General features: G+C 39.2%; 18 protein-coding genes. 7 read left to right on the top strand and 11 right to left on the bottom strand.

The window, feature by feature from the left end; genetic code table 11:
- Positions 1–595 precede the first annotated feature (595 nt).
- Entirely contained in the window at positions 596–2,116 is a 1,521-nt protein-coding gene (locus H5162_RS01605; protein WP_145234333.1) for an aldehyde dehydrogenase family protein, read from the bottom strand.
- A 189-nt stretch (positions 2,117–2,305) separates the two neighbouring features.
- Between H5162_RS01605 and H5162_RS01600 the strand changes: the two genes are divergently transcribed.
- Positions 2,306–3,208: an AraC family transcriptional regulator gene (locus H5162_RS01600; RefSeq protein ID WP_182733996.1), complete on the top strand. Its 903-nt coding sequence runs from the start codon at positions 2,306–2,308 to the stop codon at positions 3,206–3,208.
- A 306-nt stretch (positions 3,209–3,514) separates the two neighbouring features.
- Positions 3,515–4,897 carry a Na+/H+ antiporter NhaC family protein gene (locus tag H5162_RS01595; RefSeq protein ID WP_145234337.1) on the top strand — a complete coding sequence of 461 codons (1,383 nt, stop codon included), beginning with the start codon at positions 3,515–3,517 and terminating at the stop codon, positions 4,895–4,897.
- Positions 4,898–4,975: 78 nt separating this feature from the next.
- On the opposite strand, the gene H5162_RS01590 is transcribed toward H5162_RS01595, so the two are convergent.
- Entirely contained in the window at positions 4,976–5,392 is a 417-nt protein-coding gene (locus tag H5162_RS01590) for a phosphate ABC transporter substrate-binding protein (protein WP_310736407.1), read from the bottom strand.
- A gap of 10 nt (positions 5,393–5,402) precedes the next feature.
- A complete protein-coding gene (locus H5162_RS01585) occupies positions 5,403–6,482 on the bottom strand; it encodes a porin (RefSeq protein WP_392352553.1) in 1,080 nt (359 codons plus the stop codon).
- 446 nt (positions 6,483–6,928) lie between these two features.
- Between H5162_RS01585 and H5162_RS01580 the strand changes: the two genes are divergently transcribed.
- Complete coding sequence (locus H5162_RS01580) at positions 6,929–9,109, top strand: OsmC domain/YcaO domain-containing protein (RefSeq protein ID WP_182730759.1); 2,181 nt, start codon at positions 6,929–6,931, stop codon at positions 9,107–9,109.
- Between the two features lie 80 nt (positions 9,110–9,189).
- Here H5162_RS01580 and H5162_RS01575 read toward each other — a convergent pair whose 3' ends face one another.
- The 5 genes from H5162_RS01575 to H5162_RS01555 form a co-directional block, all read right to left on the bottom strand.
- On the bottom strand, positions 9,190–9,594 hold the full coding sequence (locus H5162_RS01575) for a DUF1801 domain-containing protein (RefSeq protein WP_182777452.1): 405 nt from the start codon (positions 9,592–9,594) through the stop codon (positions 9,190–9,192).
- 150 nt (positions 9,595–9,744) lie between these two features.
- Positions 9,745–10,338 (bottom strand): DUF1287 domain-containing protein, encoded by a 594-nt coding sequence (locus H5162_RS01570; protein ID WP_182777450.1) that lies wholly within the window; start codon positions 10,336–10,338, stop codon positions 9,745–9,747.
- Between the two features lie 30 nt (positions 10,339–10,368).
- Positions 10,369–10,758, bottom strand: coding sequence for a DUF6768 family protein (locus H5162_RS01565; RefSeq protein WP_182733991.1), 390 nt, complete (start codon positions 10,756–10,758; stop codon positions 10,369–10,371).
- Positions 10,759–10,770: 12 nt separating this feature from the next.
- Positions 10,771–11,289, bottom strand: coding sequence for an RNA polymerase sigma factor (locus H5162_RS01560; protein ID WP_182733989.1), 519 nt, complete (start codon positions 11,287–11,289; stop codon positions 10,771–10,773).
- A 131-nt stretch (positions 11,290–11,420) separates the two neighbouring features.
- Positions 11,421–14,300 (bottom strand): insulinase family protein, encoded by a 2,880-nt coding sequence (locus H5162_RS01555; RefSeq protein WP_182757443.1) that lies wholly within the window; start codon positions 14,298–14,300, stop codon positions 11,421–11,423.
- A 154-nt stretch (positions 14,301–14,454) separates the two neighbouring features.
- Here H5162_RS01555 and H5162_RS01550 point away from each other — a divergent pair, with 154 nt between their 5' ends.
- Positions 14,455–14,874, top strand: a complete 420-nt coding sequence (locus H5162_RS01550; RefSeq protein ID WP_182777447.1) for an MAPEG family protein — start codon at positions 14,455–14,457, stop codon at positions 14,872–14,874.
- Positions 14,875–14,924: 50 nt separating this feature from the next.
- Here the strand turns inward: H5162_RS01550 and H5162_RS01545 are convergent, their stop codons facing one another.
- The gene (locus H5162_RS01545) at positions 14,925–15,668 is read right to left on the bottom strand and encodes a peptidylprolyl isomerase (protein WP_182730763.1); all 744 of its coding nucleotides are present in this window, start codon (positions 15,666–15,668) and stop codon (positions 14,925–14,927) included.
- Between the two features lie 263 nt (positions 15,669–15,931).
- Between H5162_RS01545 and H5162_RS01540 the strand changes: the two genes are divergently transcribed.
- Both H5162_RS01540 and ushA read left to right on the top strand, forming a co-directional pair.
- Positions 15,932–16,129, top strand: coding sequence for a hypothetical protein (locus H5162_RS01540; protein ID WP_145234351.1), 198 nt, complete (start codon positions 15,932–15,934; stop codon positions 16,127–16,129).
- Positions 16,130–16,206: 77 nt separating this feature from the next.
- Positions 16,207–17,841, top strand: coding sequence for a bifunctional UDP-sugar hydrolase/5'-nucleotidase UshA (gene ushA, locus H5162_RS01535; RefSeq protein ID WP_182733985.1), 1,635 nt, complete (start codon positions 16,207–16,209; stop codon positions 17,839–17,841).
- Between the two features lie 78 nt (positions 17,842–17,919).
- Here the strand turns inward: ushA and H5162_RS01530 are convergent, their stop codons facing one another.
- Positions 17,920–18,867 (bottom strand): hypothetical protein, encoded by a 948-nt coding sequence (locus H5162_RS01530; RefSeq protein ID WP_182759484.1) that lies wholly within the window; start codon positions 18,865–18,867, stop codon positions 17,920–17,922.
- Positions 18,860–19,756, bottom strand: coding sequence for a PhnD/SsuA/transferrin family substrate-binding protein (locus tag H5162_RS01525; protein WP_182759424.1), 897 nt, complete (start codon positions 19,754–19,756; stop codon positions 18,860–18,862). Before H5162_RS01525 ends, H5162_RS01530 begins: the two co-directional genes overlap by 8 nt.
- Positions 19,757–19,978: 222 nt before the next feature.
- Here H5162_RS01525 and H5162_RS01520 point away from each other — a divergent pair, with 222 nt between their 5' ends.
- The gene (locus H5162_RS01520) at positions 19,979–20,842 is read left to right on the top strand and encodes a S1/P1 nuclease (protein WP_182730766.1); all 864 of its coding nucleotides are present in this window, start codon (positions 19,979–19,981) and stop codon (positions 20,840–20,842) included.
- Position 20,843: the final 1 nt, after the last annotated feature.

The following is a 20,843-nucleotide window of genomic DNA, read 5'->3' as shown; positions in this document are numbered from 1 at the left end:
CTCATTAAACTCATTAAACTCATTAAACTCATTAAACTTAAGGGTGTTGGGTAAAACGAAAAAGCAACAGGCATAAATATCTTTGCCTAAGACAGTGCATATCTAGCCTCACAAAGTTTAGGACATTAAAAGATGTTTGCATAAATATATTCAAATTCATCATCTTTTTCATAAAATACGACATCCCAAAGGGATCCTTTTGCTCCGCCTCGCTTATTGCAAACTCAATATTTTTGCGCATATAAGAGCTCAAAATATCTAAATGACTTCAAGGAATTGGGATTTAATTTTTAGCAGCTTAGATTGCACTCCAGCCTCTATAAAAACCTAACGAGCCTGAAGAATAATTCGTTTTTAATTTATTTTTTATTGATGTACTAACCACAGTCGAATTCCTATTTTGATTCAATCGGTTACTTCTATTTCACGAAAAATATAAAAAGAGGACTTGGTGTTGTTTTAATTGGCATTTTGGAAGGTATTACAGGTGTTTGAGGATATAAAGCGCAGTGCTTTAGAAAAGTAAAAAAGCGCTGCAACAATACAGCGCTTTCATTACTCATAAAAATTATTTGTTTAAGCTTAACCGCTTTATTTAAAAGAAGCCGAGCGGATCTTCGCTGTAGCTTACTAATAAATTTTTAGTTTGTTGGTAATGGTCAAGCGCAAGCTTGTGGGTTTCGCGGCCGATGCCTGATTTTTTATAACCACCAAACGCAGCGTGTGCAGGATACATATGGTAACAGTTGGTCCATACACGGCCTGCTTCTATTTTGCGGCCAAAGTGATAAGCACGGTTCATGTTGCGGCTCCATACCCCTGCGCCTAGACCAAATTCAGAGCTATTAGCCAGTTCGAGTGCTTCGGCTTCGTCTTTAAAGGTCGACATTGAAATCACCGGGCCAAAAATTTCTTCTTGGAATACCCGCATATCGTTAGTGCCTTTTAACAGCGTTGGCTGAATGTAATAACCGCCATTTAGCTCATCTGTTAGTTGCTCTACATTGCCGCCAGTAAGTACTTGTGCGCCTTCTTTTTTGCCAATTTCAATATAGCTGAGAATCTTATCAAACTGTGCTTTAGACGCTTGTGCGCCTACCATGGTTTCACTATCAAGCGGGTTACCGCGTTTAATTTTTAATGTGCGCTCTAAAATACGCTCAATAAACTGCTCGTAAATATCTTCTTGAATAAATAGTCGCGATGGGCAAGTACACACTTCACCTTGGTTAAAGTACGCAAGTACTGCGCCTTCAATGGCTTTACTTAGGAAGGAATCGTCTTTTTCCATTACATCGTTAAAGAAAATATTCGGTGATTTACCACCGAGCTCAACCGTTGATGGAATAATGTTATCAGCGGCACATTTTAAAATGTGTGAGCCAACAGGAGTTGAGCCGGTAAAAGCAATTTTAGCTATACGCGTGCTGGTTGCCAGCGCTTCGCCCGCTTCTTTACCGTAGCCATTTACTACATTAAGCACGCCTGCAGGCAATAAATCACCAATAATTTCCATCAACACTAAAATAGATACTGGTGTTTGTTCAGCCGGTTTGAGTATCACACAGTTACCTGCGGCAAGCGCTGGTGCGAGTTTCCATGCGGCCATTAGAATTGGGAAGTTCCACGGAATGATTTGTCCAACAACGCCCAGTGGCTCATGAAAATGATACGCGACTGTGGTTTCGTCTATCTCACCAATACTGCCCTCTTGGGCGCGAATACAACCGGCAAAATAACGAAAATGATCTGCCGCCAGTGGGATATCTGCCGCCAATGTTTCGCGAATGGCTTTACCGTTATCCCACGTTTCGGCAACTGCAAGAAGCTCAAGGTTTTGCTCTATCCGATCAGCTATTTTTAATAATATATTGCTACGAGCCGTTACTGAAGTTGTACCCCAAGCAGCTTTTGCAGCGTGGGCTTTATCAAGGGCAAGTTCAATATCCGCTTTATCAGAGCGTGGTACTTTACAAAATACTTTACCATTAACGGGGCTAATATTATCAAAGTACTGACCATTTACAGGCTCGACCCACTGTCCGCCAATGTAATTACCGTACTGGGATTTAAAGTTAATAAGTGCGCCGTCGCTGCCAGGATTTGCATAGATCATTGTGTGTGTCCTTTATTCAAAATGTTGCTTTTTAAATTTAATCAAATTGACTAAGTTTGACGGGAGATTGTTGTTTATTTATCCGTCACCTGTTGACATTAGCTTATAAGAAGCATAAAAACTTGATTAGCTGTCCAAAAAACATGTCTGTGCGTCCAAACTCTGTTGGTCGTGTTTAAAGGAAATAAAATGAATACCACGTTATTGACTGAAAAACTGACTAAAAAGCGCCAAGCGGTTGATGTACTGATCGAAAATAAAATTACTTTTGCCTCAGACAACGCCGAGCTGAGCATTTACGACACCTACCAAGACGCACAAAAAGTAGCACTGCATTCCAGCGAACTGCTGTTTTGCGGCATGATCAGCGGTAAAAAAGTGATGCACGTTGCTGACAGTAACTACCATGAAGAGTTTTTACCCCAGCAATCATTTGTATTAGCACCCGAACAAGGGGTTTTAATCGACTTCCCAGAAGCATCAATGAAGCAACCTACCACCTGTTTGGCTATCGAAATTAGCCGCGATAAAATCAGCCAAGTAGCTGACGCGCTAAATATGCAGCAGCAAATAAGCAGCGATGATTTTTTTCATTACATTCCAAAGCTGGTGCATACCCAACACAATCAACAAACCCAACAATTACTTGAACGGATGATTGGGTTATTTAGCGAAAACGAGCAAGATCGTCATTATCTAATTGATCTATCAGTAAATGAGTTAATCACTCGATTATTACAACAACAAAGCCGCGATTTAATGCTCGCCAATTGCCAACAAACTATTGCATGCCCATTAACCGATGCCCTGCATTTTATTAAAGAACATCTTAATCAAACTTTAGATATCGATACTTTATGTAAAATAGCCTGCATGAGCCGTAGTAAATTTTACCAGCAATTCAAGCTCGCCTTTGGGCAAAGTCCGGCCATGTGGCAACAACAGCTAAGATTAAAGAAATCTCGCCAACTTCTACAATCAGGACAACAAATAAGTCAAGTTTGCTACGATCTTGGCTTTACCAACCCCAGTCACTTTAGCCGTTTGTTTAAGCAAAAATTTGGTGTTTCACCTAAACAATGCAAGCATTAATATTCATCTATTAAGAATTTTTAACTAAATTAAAAGTTTTTATTGACTCGAACGCAATTGCAGATTATTTTCCCGCTGATGTTTTTATCGGCATAACAATAGCGGCATGCATCCCCTGCACCGTCTGGCGCCAAGCCAACGCATTTTACTGTGTCGCAATTGTGCTAAACCCACCGCGAAACCTAACAGTGACTTCTGCGTGCAAAAGCAGTGACTTGGAATATCAGCCGTTGGGCTAACATTCTTTGTTTTTGTTAAGCAGTTTGAGCCAATTACTCAAATGCTTTTTATTTTGTGAATACTTAAATGCTCGAACCTTCTGCGTTAAGTCTTGTGCCGCCAGTTGTAGTGGTGGTTTTGGCGATCGTGCTACGTCGTCCTATTTTATCTTTGCTGATCGGTGCCCTTGTTGGCCTTGCTATGCTAAATCCTGTTGAAATGCTTAGCAACTTTGCTGCGGCATCATTAAAAGTAATGGTAGATGAAACAATCGGCTGGCTTATTTTAGTGTGTGGTGGCTTTGGTGCGTTAATCGCATTACTAGTGCGAACCGGTGGTGCAGCAGCATTTGGTAGTTTTGCGCTGCGTTTTTGTAAAGGCCCACGCTCATCTTTACTCATGACCTTTTTACTTGGTATCGTTATTTTTATTGATGACTACCTCAATGCGCTTACCGTGGGTGAAACCATGAAACGCATTACCGATAAATTCAAAATTAGCCGTGAGATGCTTGCTTACGTAGTTGACTCTACCGCAGCGCCAATTTGCGTATTAGTACCACTGTCTACATGGGCAGTATTTTTTGGTGGCTTATTGGTTGATAACAACATCGCCGTCGAAGGCCAAGGTATTGCCGTGTATATTCAAGCAATCCCCTATATGCTGTATGCATGGTTTGCCGTGTTACTTGTGCCATTAGTGGTACTTGGTGTTATCCCTTTATTTGGGCCGATGAAAAAAGCCCAATTACAGGCAATGCAAGAACAACCGCAAGTAGATCCTGCACAGTACAACGAAGTGCAAACTGCCGATGAATACGCAGTAAAAGCCGTTGAAGAAAGCTTTGAAAGCGCAGACAGCCACGGCAAACTGTACAACTTTTTACTGCCTATTTTATTGCTCGTTGCGTTCACTGTGTATTTTGACATTGATGTATACAAAGGGTTATTAGCGACATTCGCCGTGACGCTTCCATTTTATATGCTGCAAAAGCTAATGCCATTTGCCGAAATGATTGAAAAAATGCTCGATGGTTTTAAAAGCATGTTGCCAGCAATAGGAACTGTGATCGCCGCATTTATTTTTAAAGATGTGTGCGACCAACTACTATTACCACAGTTTGTAATTGATTCCTTAAGCCCATTCATGACCGCAGGCTATTTACCTGCAGTGGTGTTTTTAGCAATGGCAATTTTGGCGTTTGCTACAGGCTCAAGCTGGGGTATTTTTGCGGTAACAATTCCTATTGTGATGCCTCTGGCAGTCGCGGTTGATGCAAATATACCGCTGGTGATTGGTGCGCTGTTATCTGCCTCATCATTTGGTAGCCAAGCATGTTTTTACTCAGATTCAACTGTCCTTGCAGCCCAAGGTTCAGGCTGTAACTTAATGAGTCACGCAATTACTCAATTGCCCTATACACTCATCGCAGCTGCCTGTGCATTTGTCGGGTTTTTAGTGATTGCTTAAGGTGCATAAATCTAAAAAAAATCGATTACAGTTTCCTGTAATCGATTTTAACGTTTTGCGTTTTTATCTAAATTATTACTAAAACTTCCCAACCGATTTCACTGAATCGGTTAGCGATGCAGCATTAATGTAACCAATCATACTTGGATTTTTACCTACTAAATCAATTACCTCTGCATCATTAGTCACTTCTTTAGGAGGCGAGCCTTTACCTGTAAAAATAAGCTTTGACCAGTATGCTTTTAACTGGCTACCTGATTTTGATAAAACATTCGCATCAAACTCTTGGCGTGCTGTAGAGGCTTCCTCTTGATTCAATGGAACAGCTTGATTGCCATCAGAAAATGATTTGGCCTTGCCTAAAAAGAGCTTTGAAATCTCAGATTGATCAAAACTACTATTATTTGTAGGATGAACAACAACAACTACCTCCGCGTTTACTGAATAACAACTAAGCAATAAAAGTGGTAAAAGTATCTTTTTTAACAACATCATAGCGTATTCCTTAAAATACCAAGTCAATGCCAAGTGTGATCGACTCACTATCACCTGCAACAGCTAAATCAAATGATTTATCATTCACTTTATCAAACTGGACTTTAAAAGCCGCTGAAGAATGAAAATCCCAGCGTATTCCGACTGACGTTGTATTGTGCTGTTCACCATCATCGGCATCTTCTTTAAATTGAGAGTAAGAAACATAAGGAGTAATTGTGTCTAAACGGTAACCTAGCGTAATCATTGAAGTGTCAAGGTTGCCATTCAAATCCAACCGGTTTAACTCTGTTAATATAAATAAACTTTCAAAGTCTAAGTTAACTGCAACACCATAAAACTTACCTGTACGGCTAGTTTCACCGTCAAATAATACTCGCTCACCACTACGGTAGCGCTCATTTTTGTAAGTCATATGGGTTAATCTAACTTCGAACCACTCTTTATTTAATTGCAATACCCCACCTAACATATCACGCCAAATTTCACGTGTTGGCTCTTTGAAAAAAAACTCACTAAGGAGCTTATTTTCTGTATCATCCTCTTCTCCATAATAAAGGTTGCCCATTACAGACCAATCACCAATTTCACCGCTGTATAGTGCATTTACGCCGTTGTAGTTAAATATTTGCCACGTATAATTATCCGCAGGCGGACGCATCCATACATAGGCGTAACCTACATCATAAAAATCCGAATAATAAAACAGGGGCAATCGTTTTTTACCTGCTTGAACAGTCCAATTTTCATTAATCTCATATGAGAGATAAGCCCATTCAATTTTTGCATCAAAATCATTAGCGCCTCGAGCAACTAGTTGGCCTGTCACCGATAGTCCATCAGCTAAATCAGCGCTAATTTGTAGCCCAAATAAGCTCTCTGGTTTAAACGAAACATCTTCGTCGTAAGACGATACTATTGGATAATCGGCCAAAAAAGTAGGTGGTATATCGTACTGCGGGACCCCACTTCCAGATAAAACTTTACCAGCATTAATACTAGTAAACCCTGATAAGTTGATCTCGCCATAAGAAGCACCTGTAAACAGGATGCAATTTACAGTTAATAACCAATACAGCTTTTTCATCATCTGCGTTACCTTATGATATTAGTCTTTTGCAATATGCATTATTAAAGTTAGACCACAGATGAAAATTTTGCCTACTATACCTAAGCTTCCGCCCCAAATTAATTACAAAATAACAACAAAATTAAAACATCAGTGATAATCGATTTAATTAATTAGTACTAAATTATTTGGAGTTCACGACCTTTTCTACCTCTTACTGTAAAAACTTTAGGCTTACTCTGAGTATAAAGTTTACAGCCTCATAAAGAGTCCAAAACCAGCGAACCACGTGACTTTTACCAATTTATGCGCTGCAAATAGCATTTATTTTAATTAACCTCGACTATTACTTGTATGTGCTCCCTTAAAAAGCGGATAATTGCAGCTAAATGAAAATACACTGACAAAGTCTGGCGCAAACACCTATTGGCCTTACTTATTAGTGCGCACGAAGGTGGACCAACTCAATGGAAATTAAAGTTAATTTTCTCGATAATCTTAGATTAGAAGCTAAGTTTGACGATTTCTCAGTCATTGCGGATCAACCAATCCGTTACAAAGGCGATGGCTCTGCGCCAAGTCCGTTTGACTACTTTTTAGCATCTTCGGCTTTATGTGCTGCGTACTTTATTAAAGTGTATTGTAATGCCCGTGATATCTCGACTGACGGTATTCGTGTTGCGCAAAACAACATTGTTGATCCTGAAGATCGTTATAACCAAATCTTCCAAATCCAGGTTGAACTCCCTGAAAGTATTTCAGAAAAAGACCGCACCGGCATTTTACGCTCTATTGATCGTTGTACCGTAAAGCGTGTTATTCAAACCATACCTGAATTTAAAATTGATGCCGTAGAAAGCTTAGATAACGACGCGCAAGCCATGTTAATGGCAAAATCAGAAGGCAGCGAAAACACCTTTATTTTAGGTAAAGATTTACCGCTTGAGCAAACCATTGCTGATATGACTGCGATTTTGGCTGACTTAGGCATGAAGATTGAAATTTCATCATGGCGTAATATTGTACCAAACGTCTGGTCATTGCATATTCGTGATGCTGCATCACCGATGTGCTTTACCAATGGTAAAGGCGCCAGCAAAGAAAGCGCATTATGTTCAGCCCTTGGCGAGTTTATTGAACGTTTAAACTGTAACTTTTTTTACAATGACCAGTTCCTTGGTGAAGAAATTGCCAACAGCGAATTTGTTCATTACCCGAACGAAAAATGGTTTCAGCTCACTGATGATGACTCACTACCAGAAGGTATTTTAGACGACTATACCTTGAGCATTTACAACCCTGAAGATGAGCTGTGTGGCTCGCACCTTATCGACACTAACTCTGGTAATGTTGAGCGAGGTATTTGCTCGATCCCATATGTGCGTCACTCTGACGGCGAAACTGTATACTTTCCATCAAACTTGATTGAAAACTTGTTTTTAAGTAACGGCATGAGTGCGGGTAATAACTTTGCCGAAGCCAAAGTACAATGTTTATCTGAGATTTTTGAACGTGCTGTTAAACGCCAAATCATCGAGCAAGAACTGGTATTGCCAGACGTACCAGAAGCGATACTTGCTAAATATCCTAGTATTGTTGCCGGTATTAAAGGCTTAGAAGAGCAAGGCTTTCCGGTTGTTGTAAAAGACGCATCTCTAGGCGGGCAATTCCCTGTCATGTGCGTAACGTTAATGAACCCGAAAACCGGTGGCGTATTTGCTTCATTTGGTGCACACCCAAGTTTTGAAGTGGCTCTTGAACGTAGCTTAACAGAGCTATTACAAGGTCGCAGCTTTGAAGGTTTAAACGACGTACCTAAACCAACATTCAACAGCATGGCAGTATCTGAACCTGAAAACTTTGTTGAACACTTTATTGATTCAACCGGTAAGATCTCATGGCGCTTTTTCAGTGCTAAACACGATTATGACTTTGTGGAATGGGATTTTTCAGGTACTAACGAAGAAGAAACTGCTAGCTTATTTGGTATTTTAAAAGCCTTAGGTAAAGAAGCTTATATTGCTGAATTTTCAGATCTTGGCATCGCATGCCGTATTTTAGTGCCTGATTATTCAGAAGTTTACCCTGTCGAAGACTTAATTTGGGATAACACCAATAAAGCCCTTAAATACCGTGAAGATATTTTAAATCTGCACAGTTTAGATGAAGACCAACTTGCCGACTTAGTTGAGCGCTTAGAAGACAGCCAGCTTGATAATTACATCGATATCATCACCTTAATTGGCGTTGAGTTTGACGAAAACACCGTGTGGGGTCAGTTAACTATTCTTGAGCTTAAGCTGCTAATTTACTTAGCATTAGGCGATTTAGAAGCGACCATGGAACTGGTTGAAACCTTCTTACAGTTTAACGATAACACTGTTGAACGCGGGTTATTCTACCAAGCAATGCACGCGACTTTAGAAGTTGCGCTAAATGATGACTTAGAAATTGAAGACTACATTCACAGCTTCACCCGCATGTTTGGCCAAAAAGTAATGGATGCAGTAGTCGGCTCTATCAATGGTGATGTGATGTTCTACGGTTTAACTCCAACCAATATGCAACTTGAAGGGTTAGATCGTCATCAGCGTTTGATCGACAGCTATAAAAAACTGCATGGGGCTCGCGCTGCAAGAGCCAAATAACTATTGTCAGCGCGAGATTTGCGTAGGCGGGAGTTTATATCGCGCTGTTGCTCTTTCTGCCGGACAATAACTTCTTAAATTTAAGCACCTAGCAATGGCAGGTGCTTTATTTTTTTATAGCGCAAAGCCAACGATATACAATGGGCTAGCTCTTTAGCTGGCACGGTTTGATTAAGCTTAAACACCAAAGCACGGTTACCTTCATAGCTAAACGTATCACCATAAAGCTCTTTGAAGGTTTCAATAAGTTTAGTTTTACAGTTAAAGTAAATACAAAATTGCTCAGCTGATTTTGGTTTGTGATCAAAACGAATGGTAGTGCCTATTTTTGAAATATAACTCGGCTCTCCCCACTTGAGTGTTTCTTCAAGTTCAGTGATGCCATCCTGCACAGCTACCTGCAAAATCAGACTTCTGATCTCATGTAATACAACCGCGATATTTTCAGGGTACATCGTAAATTTTTGTTTAACACTCTGATGCATTTAACGCTCCTTAAAGAGTCGTAAAATTAGGCTATTTCGTTAACTCAAGTATTTTTACTTTGTTTATCTGTGCTGAGTAAATTTTGCCCTGCCACTTCGGTTTTTTAGCAAACCATGCTGGCTTTTCTGAATGTTTCCAGATACCCGCAATCAATTAACGGCTGGCTCATACCGATAATGGCCGGTGATCTTATAACGAAACAGTACATCCTCAAGTTGCGGCCCTGCGCCTATGTTATGCACTATCAATGGGGTTTTGTTATCTGCAGTGTATGTATCTACCGCGATACCGATATGCGGCAAATTGCCCGGCAGCATCCACGTGACAATATCGCCTGCTTTATAGGTCTGAGCATTATTAGTTATGGGCAGTACTGTACCGTGGCGTTTAAAAAAAGCCTGTAAATTAGGCACGCGACGATGATCAATATTACTATCGGGTTTAGTAAGCCCCCATATTCTTGTTGATGGATAGACTGAAAAATTATCGCGCATATCTTCATGATCTAACTTTTGTAAATCGATACCCAGTGCTCGGTAGCTGCGAATAATCACATCTGTGCATACGCCAATATTGGCAGGTACATCGCCATTTGGATAGGCAATGCGTTGATAAGCGCCGTCATAGCGCACGCTTTGTGTTGTTCTATCATTTGCAGCGTTTACAAAATCATCAGCAAATGAGTTGCTGCTGTAGCTACATACTGAATACAATAACAACAAAGACCAAGTTATGTATTTCATGAAACTTCCTTTTAACGTTCAGATTAAAACTTAGTTTTTAATCTTTGAAATTGAGTGTTCACTGAGCATCAGCCTTATTTCAAATTCACTTCGCTTAATTTCTTTAATAATAGATTGCCTATTCATCTCCATAAACAGCCAGAGTTTAACGGCAATTTGCATCATTAGACTACTTACAAAACACACAGCCCAAAACAGTTGCTGTGCTATCTGCTCAGCATTAAAATATTGATAGACTGATAGTATAAAAATTGCCGTGAGTATAAAAGCCAACATCGTACCTAAAACTGTCCAACTGCGCATTTTTCCGCGATATATACGTGTAAACTGTTTGAATAAACCAGAATCAGTCTCTAAAACAGACTCCAAATTGTGTTGTTCAGCCTGTAAGCTCTCTTTTATTTTCTCATCTAAATTCATCACTCTCTCCAATTATTCACTCAACCATTTTACCAGCTGTGCTCTCGCTCGGTGTAAACGTGACTTAACTGTGCCAACAGCAACATTTGTTATTAAAGCAATGTCGCTAATTGACATTTGCTCTAAATAAAACAAATAAACACTGAGCCTCTCACTATCTGGCAGGTTATTTATTAATTTTGCTAAATCAATAGATTGCTCATTAAAATGTGTAGTATCTATTGATTGTTCATGCTTATCCGGCTGAAAACTTTCTATGTACTTATCTTTACGGGTGACATCAACAAACTTGTGGTATACCACTCTAAATAGCCACGCTTTAAACACGCTTGGTTCTTTTAATTTACGAATGTCTTTTGCTACCACAGTCCACGCTTCTTGCGTTATATCCTTTGCTAAGTCTTTCTGTTTACAAAGTTTCATCGCAAATAGAAAACTAGGATTATACAAATAAGTACATAATGAGTTAAAAGCTGCCTCATCCCCTTGCTGTGCGCTAATTACAGCAAGCGTTATTTGCGTCGAATTCATGCCTCTCCTTAATATCTTTTCTACAAGACGGTTTAGCAATGTAAAAGGTTCGCTGTATTTTTATTTTTTCATAAAAAAACCCAAGCAAATCGCTTGGGCTTTGATCTTTTTCAACGCTTCAATGTGCTAAATTACTTTTGCAATTTAATGCCATTAAAGTGTGCTTGTAAGTCTGTTACCAATGTTTGTTTTGGTAAATCTGCAAACGGTTTGTCGGCAAATTTGCTACCACGAAGCTGTACGTTTAAACGCGCAGCTTGTGGGTTTAACATAGTTTGCTGGTAGTAGTCTTTAATATCTGCAAGCGTGACTTTTTCAACTTCAGCGATTAACTTATCCTTTGAATCAAAATCAAAGTTTTCACGATACCAATCGCCAATAAGTGGGCCCATTTCATCGCTAAGATTTTTAGGCTGCTGTTTAAGCGACACTAATACGGCGTTTTTAAGTTGAGCAAACGTTTCTTCGCTCATGTTATCAAGCTCTACTGCATATTGCATTTTGAACTCTTCAAAACGCGCTTGCATGGTTTTTACATCTTTTACCGGGGTTTGAATAAACAAGCCAATCGCTGAGTAATCTTCAATCGGCCTTGCTAAACCACCAACCGCATACGCTAATTGCTCTTCAGTACGTAACTTGTCAAACGCGACGGTGCTAAAGTGACCTTGTAAGACTTGCGCTTGCGCTTTTTGCTTATAGCCTGCAATCGGGTGTACGGTCATATCAATGATAGCTACATCAGCCACATCAATATCTTTTTGCAATACAATCGTTTCGCCTGGTTGCGGTAACCACGCTTTACTGCGCGCAAATTCAGTGCTTATATGCGCCGCTGGTAAAACTGCCGTTAACTCTTTAGCTATCGCTTCAACATCTGTTTGGTTATAGTTACCATAAGTAAACACCCGCATTTCGTTATTAGCGAAGGTATGCTGTTTAAGCTGCTCAAAATCTGCAATGGTTAATGCTTTTGCCGTATTGATCAGTGCATCGGTGTCAAAGCTGCCAGTTCGTATTAATTTAGAATACTCACCAAACGCTTGATAATAAGGGAATTGTTTTTGGGCGTTTAATAAATCACGTTGGTAACGATCAAGCGCTTGAGCAAAACCTTGCTCAGTTACTTGCACATCAATATTTGTCAGTGCTTGCGCGAGTAAAACATTTTGTTTATCGGTAAAACCACTCATTGAAAGGATAAGTCCGTTACTTGCTTCAAGGCCAACACTCATACCTGCCACGGCAGCTTCGGTACTTAGCTTGCTTTGTTGTAAGTTAAATAAGTCAGACCATACTGAATAAAGTACTTTAGCTTTGATATCCGTCAAAGCATCTGGGGTATTTAAGTAAACTTCGACCAAACCTTTCGGTTGCTCGGCAAAGTTTTGACTCGCTTGACGCCATACTTTTACGCCATTTTTATCATATACCAGCTTAGGGTGTTTTTGCTCTGCAAATTGTGCTGTTTTAATCGCAAAACTCTCTGGTAATAAACGGTTTACCGTGGGTAATGCTAAGGCAAACTGACTAGGCTTACTCCAGCTGGCAATTTCAGCATCACTGATATCTTCAATGCGGTATTTACCATCGTAAAAATGCAATTGTGAATCGGTTTCTTCTTGCTGTGAGGTATACCAAATACGTAGAGTATCAGCATTGAGTTGCGCAAGTACGTTGTTGATCGCAGCTGCATCAAACTTAGCATAATAAAAAGGCGCATTAATAACGTGGTTTAGTGGATAATCTTGCATGCTACCAGTTAAATTACTGACATAGCCAAATTCATCGCCTTTTTCTAAAAATTGAAATTCATTATTAAGTGAAGTGCGAATTTCATTAAAGTATTTACTATCTACACCTTCTTTTTTGATCAAATCAATATATTGCATTATTGTTGCAACGATCGTTTCACGGTTTTTCATGCCTTCGTCTGTTAATTGCACATTAACCGTCAGCGCACCGTAATTACCATATTGGGTTGGTGCTGCCCCGGCTGAAAGTTGTGAAACCCAGCCTTTATCACGCAAAATTTGCGCCGGGCTACCTTGCATTTCATTGCTTAATAAGTATGCTACAAAACGGTTAGGTTTAACGGCAAACTCATTGCTGTTATCGGTAATAGTAAAATCAAGTTGTAACTCTTTTACGTCTTCATTCGGCGCGTAGTGAACGCGTTTTCCACCTACGTTATCAAAATCTAGCTTTGTGGTAACAGTTGGTTTGTCGATCTTTTTATCTTCAATATCAGCGAAGTATTTTTGTGCTTTCGCTTCCATTTCCGCAAGTGGTAGATTTGAAATCATTGCTACTTTCATAATGTTAGAAGAGTAGTATTTATTATAAAAATCAACGGTTTCTTTATGTAGAGAGCTACCGTCTTTATCACCTAATGTTTCAAGATTACCGATTAAAAAACGATTAGCTGGATGATCGCCCATCATTTGTCGGGCAAGCTTAAACTGACCAAAAAAATCCATCTCGCGACGCATTGACCATTCGGCGTTTACTGCGTTTTTTTCTTTATCGGTGTATTCTGGGTAAAGCTTAGGGGATTTAAAAAAGTCAGCAAAACGATCCAATGCTTCATCGTAAGCATCGTTATTTACTTCAAACATGTAATTAGTAATATCTAACCATGTATAAGCATTGTGGGCGCCGCCGTTTTTAGTCATAAAATCAGAGTAACCCTTGGTATCTGGGTAACGATCTGTGCCTAAAAATAGCATGTGCTCTAAATAATGCGCCATTCCCTGCTGGCTGATTGGATCATGTAATAAACCAACACCCACACTCAATGATGCGGCTGATTTTTCAGCAGTTGGATCCGACACTAAAATTACTTCAATCTCATTCGCAAGTTTAAGGGTTTTATATTGACGAGTATCGTTGGGACTTATTACCAGCGTATCTGAAAGTAATGACGTTTGCTGCTGTACCGCTGTGGTGGTAGTGCCGCAGCCACTTAATACTGCTAAAGCAATAGCGCTTAAAGTAATTATTTTTTTCATATTGAGAATGTGATCCATACTTATTTGTTGTTTGAATGATCGGTAAAATTCAAAACGCTTGCAATCATTTTTCTAAATACTTTGTAACACATTGTGAATTATAAAGACAAACTGCTAGGCTTAAAGCTAGGTTATTTATCAAATGAGACTCTTAATGGAAAAATATGTATTACTCGCGATGTTTTCTCAGGTACTACTCACTTTTACGGTAATGGTAGTCATGGGCCGCCGCCGTTTTAGTGCGGCGCGTAACAAAACGATTACTATGCAAGATTTTGCCACTATGCAATTAAATAATGCGGGTGATGATGTACATATTGCCGGTAGAAACTTTATTAATCAGTTTGAAATACCAATGCTATTTTTTGTAGCCTGTTTAGCTGCTTTACAGCTCAATGCAGCGGGTTATGTATTTATTACTTTAGCCTGGGGTTTTGTGATTTCGCGCGTCATTCACAGTATTATTCATTTAGGCAGCAATAGCGTAAAACCTCGCTATTATAGCTTTTTGCTTGGCTGTTTACTGGTTTTAACTATGTGGGTGTTATTAGTAATGCGGGTATTTGCACTCTAAAGCGTTACGTTTGCTATCGGGACACATAACCCGATAGCAAGTATATACCTTTAAGCTGCGCGGCGGCGTTTAAAGCCAAGCAATAATAATGGTAGTAACCAGCTCATACTACCACTTGAGCTATCCCCATCATCAGGCTGAGTTGGAGTTGGATCGTCAATTAGCGTATTTTCTTTTGGAGATAAATTTACTGACGAATTTGGATCATTATCCAGTACCACAACACTATTGATCGACACTAAATTAGCAATAGTCAGCGTAGTATCTGCACTTGCACATTGGTCTTTAGTGAGATTAACTACCGGTATTTCACCGCAATGCACTAAAGCAGAGATCTTATCAAGCACTGCATAACTATCTGCTGTAATCTGACCAAATACGGTAAAACCGCCATTTTGCTTATCTAAATTTGCACTATTATCTTTGAGATTAAAAAACCATTGACTGGTGGCGCTATTTTTATCACCGCCGACTTTTGCCATGGCAATCGTGCCTTTTACATTCGATAGTTCTGGCTCATTCACAACAGCTGGTGACGTTGTGATCGCTTTAAAATCATCGGTAAAAGTAAAGCCTCCGCCTTGAATAATAAAGTCCTTGATTGAACGGTGGATCACGGTTTGGTTGTACGCATCACTTTGTATATAACTTAAAAAGTTCTCGACCGTTTTCGGAGTCTGTTGATCAAACAAATCGACCTTAATAGCGCCTTGTGAAGTTTGCATTTCAACTACAGTGGCATGGCTTGCAAATGAGGTTGCGGTTAACAAACCGCACAGTAATAGTTTTTTCATTATTATATCTATCCTGAAGAATGTTGTGGTTATGTGAATTTAATGCAAATAATAAAGAACTCTTGTGGAGATTACGATAGCAAAACGTACCTTTAAACAAATCAAACCGAATTGATTACATTTAAATTACATGTAATTACATTATCTTGTTATTCACTCACGTTATAAATAAATTTTGTTTAAAACGAAATCGTCTTAATAGCCGAGTTTATTTTGTTAGTATTATTTATAACAATAAAACACACACAACAGGATTAACAACTATGTCGTATGAAGAGCAACACATATGTGATTTTGGCTTACACCAAGGAGAGGCGTACACTAAGTTACCGGCAAGCTTTTTAAACTGGATGGTGGGTAATAACCATGAAAAATCAGCATTAGCAGAACAAGAGTTACAGCGACGTCAATTAGCGGCAACTGGAAAGTTAAATTTCCAAGATGACATTAAAATAGAATAATTACGTTATTTTGCAATAAAACTAGTTTAAACTATGCGCTTAATAAATAGCACAACACTGACAACACGGGTCATATTATGCGCATATTACTTTCATTTTTCCTGTTACTAAGCATTACTGCATGTAGTAATCATCAAACCTCCGTTCAACAAGCTGACACAGCAGATATTCACTATCTCACCATTTTACATACCAATGATAATCATGGCCGCTTTTGGCATAACGAAAAAGGTGAATACGGTATGGCTGCACGTAAAACCTTAATCGACCAGTTACGTGCTGATGCGCAGCAACAAGGTCACGCAGTGCTACTTCTATCTGGTGGTGATATAAATACAGGCATTCCAGAATCAGACCTGCAATTTGCAGAGCCTGATTTTAAAGGAATGTCATTAATTGGTTACGATGCGATGGCGATTGGTAATCATGAATTTGATAATCCACTGAGTGTTTTAAAACAACAGCAGCAGTGGGCAAATTTCCCGCTTCTTTCGGCTAATATAATTGATAAAAAAACCGGTAAAAATGCCTTCGAATCCTATAAGATTTTTAACAAACAGGGGCTGAAAATCGCCGTTATTGGTTTGACAACCACAGATACCGCTAAAATAGGCAACCCGCAGTATATCGGCGGCCTTGAATTTCAAGAGCCCGTTGCAGTAACCCAAGCTTTAGCTGAGAAAATCAAAGCACAATATCAACCGGATATCACGATTGCAGTAACTCATATGGGTCATTATGTTGATGCGAATTATGGCATAAATGCACCTGGCGATGTTACCCTTGCCCGCTCTTTACCGGCTCATACCCTTGATATGATCATCGGCGGTCACTCACAAGAACCTGTGTGCATGGCAAGCGAAAATAAAAATGACGATAACTTTAAACCCGGTATGACATGTAAACCAGACCAACAAAATGGTACGTGGATAATGCAAGCTCATGAATGGGGTAAATATGTCGGCAAAGCCGAGTTTAAACAAGAAAACGGCGTATTAACCTTATTAGATTATAAATTATTGCCAGTTAACTTATACGTTGATAAAACGCAAGCTGATGGTTCAATTAAGCCTGAGCTTGCCAACGAATACATCAAACCAGACGCTGCCTTAAAAACATTTTTAGCTGATTACCAAGCCAAAGGTGCAAAACAAATTGAAGGTGAAATTGGTTATGTTGATGCAAAGCTTGAGGGCGATCGCAATAAAGTTCGTTATCAACAAACCAACTTATCGCGCGTTATTGTGCAAGCACAAATGAATGTTGTTGGCGCCGATTTTGGTATCATCAGTGGCGGTGGCGTACGTGATAGTATTGCTGCAGGTGCAGTTAGTTATAAAGATATTTTAAAAGTACACCCTTTTAAAAATCGCATCGCGTATATTGATTGGCAAGGCCAAGAGCTTTGGGATTACCTTGAGACTGTAACTAGTTTCCCACCGGATTCTGGTGCTTATTTGCAATACCACAAATTAAGCTTCGAGCGTAACGATAATGCGCTGACTAAAGTGATGATCAACGGCAAAGCTTTGGATAAAAACAAAACCTATCGCATGAGCATTAATAGCTACAATGCATCTGGCGGTGACGGCTACCCGATACTGATAAATCATAAAGGATTTGTCAGCACTGACGAAACAGATGCACAGGCATTAAAACGCTTCTTTATTGAAAATAGTCCAGTCAAAGCCATTGAATTTGCTCCTAAATAATCAGAGCTTACCTCACACAGTTTAAGTATTAGCAGTGTGAGGTTTTTATTCTGAACTAACTCACTAACCAGGTTAAGGTTATTTGCCTATCACCTCTATATCATCTGCTTTGATATTCGATAAACCATAACTATGTAACCGTGACCGAGAGCCTTCACCATGTGCCTTAGGAGGGTAATATATTTCCTTCAGCTGTGAGTGTTCAATAAGTACCTCATCCAATGCAGCCCTAATTTCACTCAAGGTTTTTTCTAGACTGTTAGTAAAATTAGGCCGTTTACGAATAGTATGGCCAAGTTGTGTTAATCGGTAAAAATACTTATTAGCAAGTTCAATTAACTCATCCGGCACATCTTTGTTTTGATTAAGTGTCACGTCCGGATTCTCAACGCAAAACTCGATTAAAGCCAAGTAAAAACACAGTGGTTTGTTAGCTAAGCCAGCTTTTATCTCAGCGTTATCATTAATAGCCAAAACTTTGGCTTGCAAATCAATCACTAGTTTCACTTGCACATTAATCAGTGGAAGTTGCTCTACTTGTTCTTTTAATGCTAAGTGTTTCAGCGATGTTCGGTTAATAAGTTCAGCCCACTTAGAAAATAAAAAAGCCAATAATAACAATACAATAAAGGTATAAATATCGCTTGTATGCCACCAACGCGTCTCAATTAAAAATGTAATCGCAACTTTTTGATCACTTGTTTCAAGATACTCTATCCGACTTTCGCGGCCATTATTTGTTAATGCCAGTGAGACATCATTGATGGTATTAACTTGAATTGGCTGTTGTATCAATTGCATATTCAAACGTTTTAGATAACCAACAATAGCATCATGATTACCCGAGTGTTTCAAAAAACGATTTGATAAGTCTAACCGAGGTAAATCTAGTGCAATTCGGTTTTCAATATCAGCCATTATTAAATCGTTATGTTGCGCCTGCTGCAGATAACTAGAGAGTTTAAACGTCAATAGCGCCGCACTAAAAATAAGCAGTGTCACGCCAAACAAGCGCTTATTATTCATCACGTTGCTCTCCTAAGAATTCAGCTTTACCCGCTGAACAATGCCAGTATGGTTCAACATGATTAAAATAAGTCGACACTTGCTGCTTAGATAATTGGATTAATTGAGATTGGATAGCGCACAGCAAATCAGTGTTCTCATGCTGCATTTTAAAGTACCAACGTGTGCCTATTACATTATCGCTGATTGGAGTTATATAATTTTTAGAAAAATGCGCCTGATCTGCTTCCTTCCAAAAAGAGGCTATTAAATCAACCTGTCCATTGGCTAATAACTCCCTAAGCTCATTATGTGAACTGGCGTAAGTAATTTTTAAATTTTCAAGGTTGATCCCTAAATCTTTAAACTTTTGTTTAGGTAGTATATGCCCCGATCGGCTTGTAGGATAATCAAGTAAGCCAATCCGTTTCCCCAAAAAGTATTGCTTGTTAATTTTTGGCTTTTCTTTAGCTGAAATAAAAAACGCAGTATAACTTGGAAAGCCAACCACAGGCTGGTAGTTATAGGTCGATTCAGCTTTGAAGGCTGACATAATGTTGTTTTTTGCTAAAATTAAATCAGCAATACCTTTACCAATGAACTCAATGCTATCGGCAGTACGGTAACCCCATAAAGCGATCACTTCGCCATATTGTTTTGCTACAACGGGATCTTCACACAGGTTTTGTGTTAAAGAACGAGCGACCTTTTGCGACGAGGCATAGACAATTAATTGCGCTTGGTTTTCTGTTGCCCTCGTCTGACAACGACTAGATGTTTCAATTAAAGGCTTCAAGGTCCCCGTTGATGTAACCACACTCAGCTGGCCACTGAGCCAAACCAACAAAAAAAACAGTAACAAAACAGTAACAAAGAAGCTGTGTTGCAAAAGCAGCTGTTTAATTTTCAAAAGTTCAACAATCCAAAACGATTCATCCTTCTATTTGACCAATTTAAATTACTTATTACAACAAGTAATTTTACCCAAAACAGTTAAGCTTATGAATTAAAAGAACTATCAATGGGAAATTATGAATTTCTTTGAGTCCTTCCTATTTATCTCAAAATCAGGACAATTCGCGCCATAGAAGAGGCCGCTCTTGCCAAAGTAAGATCATTGAGGAAAACACAAATGTTACGCAAAATTACACATGGATTTAGTTATCTTTTAGTCGGCGCAGTACTTTTATCATCACAAAATGTATTGGCTTGGGGACAAAATGGCCACAGAATTGTCGGTAAAATTGCAGAAAATCACATAACAGACGCAACTAAAGCAGAGCTTAAAGCACTTTTAGAAGGGCAAAGCCTAGCGCAAATTGCTACTTGGGCTGATGAAATGCGCTCTGATCCGAGTCCTTTTTGGCAAAAAAAATCTTCTCGTTGGCATTACATTAACGCGCCAAGCAACTCATCTACATTTACTCACAACCACGATGAAAACTTAAATAAAGATAATGTAAGCAACATTCTTGAAGGGATGTATTTTGCCATCGATACACTACAAAACAAAAACAGCTCAATAGATGCCAAACGTTTTAGCTTACGCTTTCTTGTTCATTTAGTTGGCGATAGCCATCAGCCGTTTCATGCCGGACGTGCAGAAGACAGAGGTGGTAACCGTGTTAACGTTACCTTTTTTGGCCAGCCAACCAACCTGCACTCATTGTGGGACACTAAATTAATCGAAAATGAGAACCTATCATTCACTGAATTCGCGCAGTTTATTGATACTGATAATGCAGAAATAATTACCGAGTACCTAGCCAGTTCACCAGAGCAATGGGTAACAGAGTCACACAATTTAGCTGACAAACTATACAAGCTAAATAATGACGAGATTGGCTTTAGCTACATTTACGAAAATACACCGATTATTAAAACTCGCTTACAACAAGCCGGTATTCGATTAGCAGGATTATTAAATACGTTATTTGATAGTTCAGCAAAACCGTTAGCAAAGGCACTTAAGATGTCAGCTAACACAAACAAGTAAT

Source organism: Pseudoalteromonas sp. SR41-8 (assembly GCF_014163915.1).
Classification (GTDB): Bacteria; Pseudomonadota; Gammaproteobacteria; order Enterobacterales; family Alteromonadaceae; genus Pseudoalteromonas; species Pseudoalteromonas rhizosphaerae.
This window is presented reverse-complemented; position numbering and strand designations above follow the sequence as displayed.

Coding starts and splice junctions, on each gene's coding strand:
- ushA (WP_182733985.1), top strand. CDS start 16,207: ATGCGCATATTACTTTCATTTTTCCTGTTACTAAGCATTACTGCATGT.
- H5162_RS01575 (WP_182777452.1), bottom strand. CDS start 9,594: ATGCATCAGAGTGTTAAACAAAAATTTACGATGTACCCTGAAAATATC.
- H5162_RS01600 (WP_182733996.1), top strand. CDS start 2,306: ATGAATACCACGTTATTGACTGAAAAACTGACTAAAAAGCGCCAAGCG.
- H5162_RS01605 (WP_145234333.1), bottom strand. CDS start 2,116: ATGATCTATGCAAATCCTGGCAGCGACGGCGCACTTATTAACTTTAAA.
- H5162_RS01530 (WP_182759484.1), bottom strand. CDS start 18,867: ATGAATAATAAGCGCTTGTTTGGCGTGACACTGCTTATTTTTAGTGCG.
- H5162_RS01540 (WP_145234351.1), top strand. CDS start 15,932: ATGTCGTATGAAGAGCAACACATATGTGATTTTGGCTTACACCAAGGA.
- H5162_RS01550 (WP_182777447.1), top strand. CDS start 14,455: ATGGAAAAATATGTATTACTCGCGATGTTTTCTCAGGTACTACTCACT.
- H5162_RS01570 (WP_182777450.1), bottom strand. CDS start 10,338: ATGAAATACATAACTTGGTCTTTGTTGTTATTGTATTCAGTATGTAGC.
- H5162_RS01595 (WP_145234337.1), top strand. CDS start 3,515: ATGCTCGAACCTTCTGCGTTAAGTCTTGTGCCGCCAGTTGTAGTGGTG.
- H5162_RS01590 (WP_310736407.1), bottom strand. CDS start 5,392: ATGATGTTGTTAAAAAAGATACTTTTACCACTTTTATTGCTTAGTTGT.
- H5162_RS01560 (WP_182733989.1), bottom strand. CDS start 11,289: ATGAATTCGACGCAAATAACGCTTGCTGTAATTAGCGCACAGCAAGGG.
- H5162_RS01585 (WP_392352553.1), bottom strand. CDS start 6,482: ATGATGAAAAAGCTGTATTGGTTATTAACTGTAAATTGCATCCTGTTT.
- H5162_RS01545 (WP_182730763.1), bottom strand. CDS start 15,668: ATGAAAAAACTATTACTGTGCGGTTTGTTAACCGCAACCTCATTTGCA.
- H5162_RS01520 (WP_182730766.1), top strand. CDS start 19,979: ATGTTACGCAAAATTACACATGGATTTAGTTATCTTTTAGTCGGCGCA.
- H5162_RS01580 (WP_182730759.1), top strand. CDS start 6,929: ATGGAAATTAAAGTTAATTTTCTCGATAATCTTAGATTAGAAGCTAAG.
- H5162_RS01565 (WP_182733991.1), bottom strand. CDS start 10,758: ATGAATTTAGATGAGAAAATAAAAGAGAGCTTACAGGCTGAACAACAC.
- H5162_RS01555 (WP_182757443.1), bottom strand. CDS start 14,300: ATGAAAAAAATAATTACTTTAAGCGCTATTGCTTTAGCAGTATTAAGT.